At 71.8% G+C, this 1,910-nt stretch carries 2 protein-coding genes; one reads left to right on the top strand and one right to left on the bottom strand.

From position 1 onward, the window contains the following. Positions 1-490, top strand: a 490-nt coding sequence (locus BJF79_RS56505) for a hypothetical protein (RefSeq protein ID WP_158079429.1), incomplete at its 5' end; no start/stop codon positions are given. Positions 491-508: 18 nt separating this feature from the next. Here BJF79_RS56505 and BJF79_RS38975 read toward each other — a convergent pair. Beyond that, entirely contained in the window at positions 509-1,579 is a 1,071-nt protein-coding gene (locus BJF79_RS38975; RefSeq protein WP_075904950.1) for a zinc-binding dehydrogenase, read from the bottom strand. Between the last annotated feature and the right edge of the window lie 331 nt (positions 1,580-1,910).

Raw genomic sequence — 1,910 nt, 5'->3', positions numbered from 1 at the left:
GACGTGGCACCGGCAGCACTACACCGTCGGCATGTTCCTCCTCGCCTACGGGGTGATGAGCCTGGTCAGCGGCACGCTGCTGTGGGGCGACCGGCGCGACGAGGTCGGCGACTACTTCGCCTCCGGCCCGTCCGGGACGATCCTCGTCCTGGCGAAGGCGGCCCAGGTGCTGCTCGGTGCTGGACGACGTCGCCGCGATGGCGCGCGCCGCGACTGGTACGTGCCGCCGCTGGCCGGGTGGATGGCGGGCTTCGCGCTGTTCGCCGTCCTGGACGTCTACACCGGCCGGTGGGGCGGGCTGCTGGAGCACCTGCTGTATCTCGCCGGGTTCGTGATCTTGCTGTTCCTGTCGTACGGGCTGAGCGCGAAGGCGCAGGTCGTCGGCGACGCGGCGGCACGGGCGTCCGGGGACGGGCCGCAGCCGGTGGAAGGACTGACGCGGACGCAGGAACTCGCCCTCGCGGCGATCAACCGGCTGCCCCGCCGCTGAACGTCGCGGCACCGCGCGTCAGGGCACGACGACGATCTTGGCGTGCCGTTCCGGCCGGGACAGCTCGGTGAACGCGCCGGCGATCCCGTCCAGCCCGACCGTGCCGGTGATGATGGACGCCGCGTCGATGCGGCCCTCGGCGATGTCGGCCAGGGTGGCGCCGTACTCGGCGGGCAGCGCGCCGAACGTGCCGCGGATCGTCAGCTCCTTGCTGACCGCGACGCCGGGCTCGATCTCGTCCGGCTGCATGCACACCCCCACCACCATGATCGTCGACCCGGCGGGGGCGCCCTCGACGACGCGGGCGAGCATCCCGGGGACGCCGACGCACTCGAACACGACGGCCTCCCGGACGTCGAGGCCGAGCAGTTCGGCGGCGATGTGGTCGACGGTGCCGGTGGGGACGCCGAGGTCCGCCCAGCGGTCGTAGGGGGACGCCACGGCCGGGTCGAGCACCTCGTCGGCGCCGAGGCCCTCGGCGAGTGCGCGGCGCTTCGGGGAGAAGTCCACGGCGATCACGGGTCCGTGGCCGCGGGCCTTGAGGGCGGCGACGACGCCGAGCCCGATCGGCCCGAGGCCGAGGACGACCGCGACGGCGCCCGGCGCGACGCCGCTGCGCAGCACCGCGCGGGTGCCCACGCCGAACGGCTCGGTGATCGCGGCCGTCCGGGGGTCGAGCCCGTCCGGGACGGGCATGGTCAGTCCCTCGTTGAGGATCATGTACTCGCCGTAGCCGCCGGGGTAGGCGGGGGTGTAGCCGATGATGCCCGAGCCCTGCGGCCCGAGGCCGATCGGCGGCCCGCACACGGCGGCGCCGATCGGCAGTTTCCGTTCGGTGCCGGGGCCGTAGTCGACGATCTCGCCCGCGAACTCGTGCCCGAAGACGAGCCCGGCGCGGGGGTCGTGCGGGTTGCCGCCCGAGCGCCGGGTGGTCTCCATGAAGGCGTCCGGGTCCTGGAGGGCGTGCAGGTCGGAGCCGCAGATCCCGCAGGCGAGGGTGCGGACGAGGAGCTGCCCCTCCTCCGGGACCGGGTCGGGCACGTCGGTCACGATCATGGTCTTGTCGGCGGTGGTCAGCGCGGCGCGCATCGGCGGCCTCCGGTCTTCGCGGCGAACGGTCCGTCCACGGAACCGAACCACGTCCGGCGGCCGCGCGATAGTCCCCCAAGCCACTGATCACTGGCAGGTTTGTGGGGCCCGGTGACAGGGAAGCCGATCTTGGCAGATGATTGAGACACTCCCGCTCCTCAGATCACCGAAAGAAACCCCGGAACGCCACAAGGCAACCCCATGAACATCTATGCTCACAGAGTGTGAGGACGGCGTATCGGTGCCGGGCATACGGTCACGTCCAGCGGAGTGGTGTAAGAGTTGATCTCCGCGTGATCCTGTTTCTGCAGGTTAAGCGGTCAGTTCTCGC

Source organism: Actinomadura sp. CNU-125 (genome assembly GCF_001942465.1).
GTDB lineage: Bacteria > Actinomycetota > Actinomycetes > Streptosporangiales > Streptosporangiaceae > Spirillospora.
Note: the sequence above shows the minus strand (reverse complement) of the source record. Positions and strands in the feature narration are given on the sequence as shown.

Coding starts and splice junctions, on each gene's coding strand:
- BJF79_RS38975 (WP_075904950.1), bottom strand. CDS start 1,579: ATGCGCGCCGCGCTGACCACCGCCGACAAGACCATGATCGTGACCGAC.